1 protein-coding gene and 1 other RNA gene are annotated in these 905 nt (G+C 45.1%); both read left to right on the forward strand.

Annotation, left to right across the window (positions count from 1 at the left end; all coding sequences use genetic code 11):
- Positions 1-152: non-coding RNA, 6S RNA (gene ssrS / locus A3763_RS01095), on the forward strand; the annotation flags it as partial.
- Positions 153-229: 77 nt separating this feature from the next.
- Positions 230-850 (forward strand): 5-formyltetrahydrofolate cyclo-ligase, encoded by a 621-nt coding sequence (locus tag A3763_RS01100; RefSeq protein ID WP_068512216.1) that lies wholly within the window; start codon positions 230-232, stop codon positions 848-850.
- The last annotated feature ends 55 nt before the right edge of the window (positions 851-905 follow it).

Below are 905 nucleotides of genomic sequence, written 5' to 3' on the forward strand. Positions count from 1 at the left end.
CGAGCCGATAATAACACCTTGGTAATCACATCATGTGATGTGTGCAAGTCCCCCGGTTTATCTGGATGGGAAAGCCTAATTTGCATATAGTGATCACCCCCTTGAACTTTCGGGTTCAAGGCCCTATCTGGCAGCGGCATTTTGGGCGCACCAAAATCAACACTCACAACAGAGCGTTGCTTTTGTTTAAACCTATCCAGCTCTATCTTATTGACGATACAGCCCAAAAATGAGTCTTTCTCAAACCTCCCCCGCCACCTTAATTCAAGAAAAAAAGCAGCTTCGTAGAGAGCTCCGCCAACAACGCCGCCAGCTCACCAAGCTTCAACAAAGAACAGCTTCAACGCATTTACTCAAAAATCTGAAACGCTTTGGTTTACTACTGAGGGGCAAACATATTGCTTTGTACTTAGGCAACGACGGTGAAATCTGCCCTCGATCACTGCTCACACTAATACAGAAATGGGGAAAGACAGCATACTTGCCCGTCATCCACCCCTTAAAACCACAACAGATGATTTTTTGCCAAGTCTCTGCATCAAGCCCTTATATCAAGAACCGTTTCGGTATTGAGGAACCTGACTTTAAACGCTGCAAACAATTCAATGCTAAACAACTGTCAACAGTGTTAATGCCACTGGTAGCATTTGATAGCGAAGGAAACAGAATGGGAATGGGAGGCGGCTTCTATGATCGCACTTTTGACTATAAGCGACGGCTTCCTCAGTGCAAGCCTCGCTTGATTGGATTAGCACATGAGCTGCAGAAGATGGACGCGCTTCCGGTCAATGACTGGGATGTCAGCTTAGATGCGATCGTCACCGATCAAGGTATCTATGCAAAAAAATAAGCCTATGCAGAATCAAACGAGCAAAAAAGCCGAGTAATTCTTTATGAATAGAGAG

The sequence above is a fragment of the Oleiphilus sp. HI0128 genome, from assembly GCF_001635365.1.

Coding starts and splice junctions, on each gene's coding strand:
- A3763_RS01100 (WP_068512216.1), top strand. CDS start 230: ATGAGTCTTTCTCAAACCTCCCCCGCCACCTTAATTCAAGAAAAAAAG.